Here is a 6,698-nt window from a genome sequence, read left to right on the forward strand (position 1 = left end):
CCCGCTTCGACGCGTGCGAACGCAGCAGCCCAAATCTCCAGTCGCCTACGGCTCGTTCCGATTTGGGCTGCTGCGGTACTAACTGAAGCGGACAATTGGCATGTTACCTACACCGGACAATTCAGAATGTTCTCGACATGCCAAGACAGGCGCAACCGAGTGTTAGTATCTGCACAGATGCGATAAAAGATATGGAAAAAGGCAGCCCGATGGACCGCCTTTGAACGCTTGTAGCCTGCCTGCACGTGCCCTGCCTGGATGCGCCCTGCCCGGATAAATCCTACATGACGCGCCAAACAGGGCAGCGCCGCACCTGATTATGCTTCGCCAGTCAGCCCTGCGGCCGCGAGCCCGGCCAGTGCGGCTTCGGCGTCATTGTCCGACGTGTCACCCGTCACACCTACGGCACCGATCACACGGTTTGCCTCGTCGCGCACCAGCACGCCGCCCGGCACCGGCACCACTTGGCCGCCGTAGACACCGTTCACGGCCGCCATGAAATAGGCCTGCTGCTCTGCCCGCGCCATCTGCGCCGATCCGGCCATGCCGAGCATGACCGCGCCGTAGGCCTTGCCCTGCGCGATGGCAAAACGGCCCGGTGCGGCGCCGTCTTCGCGTTCAAAAGCAAGCACATGGCCGCCTGCATCCAGCACCACGACAGACAAAGGTTTCAGATCCATGTCCCGGCCCTTGGCGCGGGTGGCCTCGATGATGGTTTTGGCCTGATCCAGTGAAATGCTCATATTGGGTCCCCCCGTTTGATGTCCTGAGGTGAACCGCAGGCGCGATTTGCGCCCGGGCTCTTTGGTCATATTGGTCCGCGCGCGGCGGCGTTCAGCCCTGCGCTTTGCGCTCCAGCCGACGGGCATGCAGCACCGGTTCGGTGTAGCCAGAGGGCTGCACACGACCGCGGAACACCAGATCGCAAGCCGCTTGGAACGCCACGCCGTCAAAGCCTGGCGCCATCGGGCTATATTCGGGATCACCAGCGTTCTGCCCATCGACGACTGCGGCCATTTTCTGCATCGCAGCCATCACCTGATCCTGGCTGACCACCCCGTGGTGCATCCAATTGGCCAGAGCCTGCGAGGAAATCCGGCAGGTCGCGCGATCCTCCATCAGACCGACATTGTGGATATCAGGCACTTTGGAGCAGCCAACGCCCTGATCAACCCAACGCACCACATAGCCCAGGATGCCCTGCGCGTTGTTTTCCAACTCCTCGGTGATTTCGGCATCGGACAGGTTTTCACCCTGCATCACCGGAATGGTCATCAGATCCGCCAAGCTGCCGCGTGGCCCATTTGCCCGCAGCGCATCCTGCACAGCGTGAACATCAACCTGATGATAATGCGTTGCATGCAGCGTCGCGGCGGTGGGTGATGGCACCCAGGCACAGGTTGCGCCGGATTTCGGATGACCGATCTTCGCATCCAGCATTTCACCCATACGGTCAGGCATGGCCCACATGCCTTTGCCGATCTGCGCCCGGCCTTTCAGACCGCAGGCCAGACCAATGTCGACGTTGCGATCTTCATAGGAGGCAATCCAAGGCGTCGCCTTCATCTCCCCCTTGCGCAGCATCGGTCCCGCCTCCATCGAGGTGTGGATTTCATCGCCTGTGCGATCCAGGAAACCGGTGTTGATAAAGGCGACACGCGATTTCGCTGCCCGGATGCATTCCTTCAGGTTGGCAGAGGTGCGCCGCTCCTCATCCATGATCCCGATCTTGACCGTGTGACGCGGCAGGCCCAAAGCGTCTTCGACATGGTCAAAAATCCGGTCAGTGAAGGCCACTTCTTCGGGACCATGCATTTTGGGCTTCACCACATAGACCGAACCATGGACCGAATTGCCACCCTCAGCCTGCAAATCATGCATCGCGCAGAGCACAGTGATCATCGCATCCAGGAACCCCTCTCCGGCCTCCTGACCCGCGCTGTCGAGCACGGCGGGATTGGTCATCAGATGGCCCACATTGCGCACCAGAAGCAGCGAACGCCCCTTCAACGTGCGGGCTTCACCTGCCGGTGTGGTGTAGCTGAGATCATCGTTCAACACGCGGGTGAAAGTCTTGCCGCCTTTGGTGACCTCTTCCGCCAGATCGCGTTTCATCAGGCCCAGCCAGTTGGAATAGGCGGTGACCTTGTCCTCACCATCCACACACGCCACGGAATCTTCGCAATCCATGATTGTGGACAGCGCGGATTCCAGAATGATGTCGTTGATGTGGGCCTGATCGCCTTGACCGATGTTGCCAGCAGCATCGATCACCAGGATCACATGCAGGCCGTTTTTCTTCAGCAGGATTTTGGACGGTGACGCGGCATCACCCTCATAGCCTGCGAATTGCGTGGCGTCTTTCAGTGCGGGCACCAAGGCGCCGTCAACAACGGACAAACCAGCACATTGCGCCCAGGATCCCTCAGCCAGAGGGGTCGATTGATCCAGGAATGTCCGCCCCCAGGCGATCACACGGTCGCCGCGCGCCTTGTCATAGCCTTTGCCGGCAGGCAGATCACCCATGGCGTCCGTGCCATAAAGCGCGTCATACAGGCTGCCCCAACGGGCGTTGGCCGCGTTCAGCGCGAACCGTGCATTGGTGATGGGCACAACCAGCTGCGGACCAGGCACTGCCGCGATCTCCGCATCGACATTCTGGGTCTCGATCTCGAAATCCGCGCCTTCGGGCAGCAGATAGCCGATCTCGCGCAGGAAGGCATCATAGGCCTCAGCATCATGCGCAGCGCCCCGGTTGGCCTTGTGCCAGTCATCGATCTGCGCCTGAATATCTGCCCGTTTTTGCAGCAGAGCCCGGTTTTCCGGCCCCATACCGTTGACGAGGCCAGACAGCCCAGCCCAAAATGCATCTGCGGTGACACCTGTGCCCGGCAGCGCCCTCTCCTCCACAAAGGAAACAAGCGTTTCGGCAACCTTCATGTCATGACGTTCCTGCATCCCGCTCATGGGACAGCCCTCCTCTCTTGCGCGTTCGAGTTTCCGGATACACCAAATGTTTCCTATCGGCAACGGCGTTGGTAAAATTAGTTTACCAATCATCCCGAAGCAGTTTCAAATTTGTGCGATAGATGTTGACCAATTGCTCAGCTCTTGGCGCTAGACCCCAGAAAGACGAACAGAAAAAAACCCAGCGCTGTCGTCACCGGGTCCAGTTGGGGAGTGTGCAGTTTATTGACCAATGTCTGCAGCCCGCAGAGGCCGGGAAAAAGGAGGGAAACAAAAGAAAATCCCGGATACGCCAGTATCAGTCTGCTGGCACGGCAGGGTCGGCACTGCTATTTTATCTGTAAACTAGACGCATGAACCTGCCCTCAGGTTCCATCAGACAGGAAAAAAAATGAACGATGCATCTCAGGTCGGCCAGTCCGAGACGGTTTATCTCAAGGACTACACCCCCTTTGGTTTTGATGTCGAAAAGGTCGAGCTGAGCTTTCATCTTGCGCCCAGCGCCACGCGGGTGCGCAGCACGATCCGGTTTATCCCCAAACCCGACGCACAGGACCGCCGGTTTTTCCTGCATGGCGAACAGCTGACGCTGCTGTCTGCGGCCATTGACGGCACTCCAGTCACGCCGACAATGGTGAAGGGCGGTCTGGAATGCAGCGTCCCCGATCAGGCCTTCACTTGGGAAGCGGAGGTGGAGATTGATCCCGCCGCCAACACCGCGCTCGAGGGGCTTTATATGTCTAACGGCATGTATTGCACCCAATGCGAGGCCGAGGGCTTTCGCAAGATCACCTTCTACCCTGACCGACCGGACGTGATGTCGGTCTTCACCGTGCGGATCGAAGGCGACGACCCTGTTCTCTTGTCCAATGGCAACCCCACCGGCTCTGGCCCCGGCTGGGCCGAATGGCATGACCCCTGGCCCAAACCGGCCTATCTGTTTGCCCTTGTCGCCGGTGATCTCGTCAATCATCCCGGTTTGTTCACCACCAAATCAGGGCGCGACGTGGAGCTGAACATCTGGGTGCGCCCAGGTGACGAGACCAAATGCGCCTTTGGCATGGAAGCCCTCAAGAAATCCATGAAGTGGGACGAAGACGTCTATGGGCTCGAATACGATCTTGATCTGTTCAACATCGTTGCGGTTGATGATTTCAACATGGGTGCGATGGAAAACAAGGGCCTGAATATCTTCAACTCCTCTTGTGTGCTGGCCTCTCCCGAGACCTCAACCGATGCCAATTTTGAACGCATCGAAGCCATCATCGCGCATGAATATTTTCACAACTGGACCGGCAACCGGATCACCTGCCGCGACTGGTTCCAGCTGTGCCTCAAAGAGGGGCTGACCGTGTTCCGCGACGCGCAATTCACTGCCGATATGCGCTCGGAACCGGTGAAGCGCATCGAGGATGTCATCGCCCTGCGCGCCCGCCAGTTCATGGAGGACAACGGCCCCCTCGCGCATCCGCCTCGACCCGAAGAGTTCCAGGAGATCAACAACTTCTATACTGCGACCGTCTACGAAAAAGGCGCTGAAGTGATCGGCATGCTGTATCGCCTCTTGGGTCGCGACGACTACTACAAGGCGCTGAAGCTGTATTTTGACCGCCATGATGGGCAGGCCTGCACCATCGAGGACTGGTTGCAGGTGTTCGAGGATGCGACCGGCCGCGATCTGCAGCAATTCAAACTCTGGTACAGTCAGGCAGGCACGCCCCGGGTGAAGGTCGAGGAGACCTTTGATGAGGGCACTTATACGCTGACGTTGAGCCAGGAGACGCCTGCAACCCCAGGCCAACCCGACAAAGCGCCCCGTGTGATCCCTGTTGCTGTTGGTCTTTTGTCTGCTGAGGGCAAGGAAACCCACCCGACACAGGTGCTGGAGCTCACCGAGGCGCGGCAAAGCTTTACTTTTGAAGGGCTACAGGCGCGGCCCGTGCCCTCCATCCTGCGCGAGTTCTCCGCGCCAGTGATCCTGCAACGTGAGACCACAGACGCAGAGCGCGCGTTCCTGCTGGCCCATGACACCGACCCCTTCAATCGGTGGGAGGCTGGCAATGCCCTGGCGAAAGAAACGCGCGTGGCCATGGTGCTTGACGGCAGCGCCCCGGACGGCGCCTATCTCGACGCTCTGGAAACACTGGTGCGCGATGAAACACTGGATCCTGCCTTCCGCGCGCTGGTGCTTTCGCCGCCCAGCCAGGCAGATATTGCCCAGACCCTGCATGATCGGGGCCACACCCCGGACCCGCAGCGGATCCACGATGCAGCGGAGACATTTGCCCAAACGTTGGCGCAGCAATTGTCGACCAGCCTGCCCCGGCTCTATGCAGCCAGCACCGTCGATGGCCCCTACCGCCCGGATGCCCATGGCGCGGGCCTGCGGGCATTGAACGGACGTATCCTGGCCCTGCTCACCCGTTTGGATGGTGGCGAACAGGCAGCCCGCCAGTATGACGCGGCGGACAACATGACCCAGCAGTACACTGCCCTTGCGGCATTGATGCGCGCAGAAAAAGGCGAGGCGCAAAGCCAGCACTTCTTCGAGCAATGGCGCGATGACCGGCTGGTGATGGACAAATGGTTCGCATTGCAGATTGGCTGCGCCCGTCCAGAGACCGCCGCACAAACCGCCGCGGATCTCACCGGCCATGCGCTGTTTGACAGCAAGAACCCAAACCGGTTCCGCGCAGTCTTTGGCGCGCTTGCCGGTCATCACGCCGGGTTCCACCACGCCAGCGGTGCGGGCTATCGCCTGCTCGCCGAACATTTGATCGCGCTGGATCCGCTCAATCCGCAAACCACTGCGCGCATGTGTGCGGCATTCCAGACCTGGCCCCGCTATGACGCGGATCGACAGGCGCAGATCAAAGAGGCGCTCGAGCGCATTCTGGCCACCGAGGGTCTGAGCCGCGACACCAACGAAATGGTCAGCCGCATCCTGGCGGGCTAATCACCGCCCAAAGATAACACGCAAGACTTCACCCGCCCTGTTCAGCGTCCGATTTGGCAACAGTCTGAACCGGGCGGGTGATTTTGTTTCCAAGGCCATAAATCTGGGCGGCAAATGCCTTGGGAAAATCTTAATACATGACGCATTGGCCCCGTCCACGCCATGATTGCGCCCCAAATCTTGAGCACCCTGTGACCAACAACAAACTGCTGCCAGCCCTGTGGGACACTTCATGCTCAAACGTCTTTCACCCGCGCGCAATCTGCTGCGTTCTGCCGTTTCCACCCTATCCTCGGCCCTGCCTGGCACTGCGATAGAGGGCGGCAAATCACGCGCAGGCAGACCTGCAGACAAAGGGGCGTTTGCAGGCGCAGAACCACCCCCCCCCTGCGACGCCTACCGACCGTGCAGCCCAGCTGGTCATCCCTGTCTGCAGCCAAAGCGAAACAGACGCCGATCATGCGCCCTGGCAGGACAAAGGGCAGTTCCTCGCCCGTCAGGACAATTGGGAAGAGCTATCACAGCAGATCCGTGCCGCAGACACGGCCCGCCGCAACACGCCACATGGCGCGCCGATTGCCGAACTCCTCGCCCTCGGGGCGCGCAGTGATGTGGTCAATGCGGTAGAGCACAAACTGAGCCTGTCGAGAACATTCTGAATTGTCCGGTGTAGGTAACATGCCAATTGTCCGCTTCAGTTAGTACCGCAGCAGCCCAAATCGGAACGAGCCGTAGGCGACTGGAGATTTGGGCTGCTGCGTTCGCACGCGTCGAA

The 6,698-nt window shown here is 59.8% G+C and carries 4 protein-coding genes; 2 read left to right on the top strand and 2 right to left on the bottom strand.

Features of this window, described 5'->3' with window-relative positions:
• Nucleotides 1-317 precede the first annotated feature (317 nt).
• Entirely contained in the window at nucleotides 318-743 is a 426-nt protein-coding gene (locus Q0C28_RS04165) for a heme-binding protein (RefSeq protein ID WP_293573393.1), read from the bottom strand.
• A 91-nt stretch (nucleotides 744-834) separates the two neighbouring features.
• On the bottom strand, nucleotides 835-2,967 hold the full coding sequence (locus Q0C28_RS04170) for a malate synthase G (RefSeq protein WP_293573394.1): 2,133 nt from the start codon (nucleotides 2,965-2,967) through the stop codon (nucleotides 835-837).
• Nucleotides 2,968-3,358: 391 nt separating this feature from the next.
• Here Q0C28_RS04170 and pepN point away from each other — a divergent pair, with 391 nt between their 5' ends.
• Nucleotides 3,359-5,923: an aminopeptidase N gene (gene pepN / locus Q0C28_RS04175; protein ID WP_293573395.1), complete on the top strand. Its 2,565-nt coding sequence runs from the start codon at nucleotides 3,359-3,361 to the stop codon at nucleotides 5,921-5,923.
• Between the two features lie 362 nt (nucleotides 5,924-6,285).
• Nucleotides 6,286-6,582, top strand: coding sequence for a hypothetical protein (locus Q0C28_RS04180; protein ID WP_293573396.1), 297 nt, complete (start codon nucleotides 6,286-6,288; stop codon nucleotides 6,580-6,582).
• The last annotated feature ends 116 nt before the right edge of the window (nucleotides 6,583-6,698 follow it).

The organism is Phaeobacter sp. (assembly GCF_022825805.1).
In the GTDB taxonomy this organism is placed as follows: Bacteria; Pseudomonadota; Alphaproteobacteria; order Rhodobacterales; family Rhodobacteraceae; genus Phaeobacter.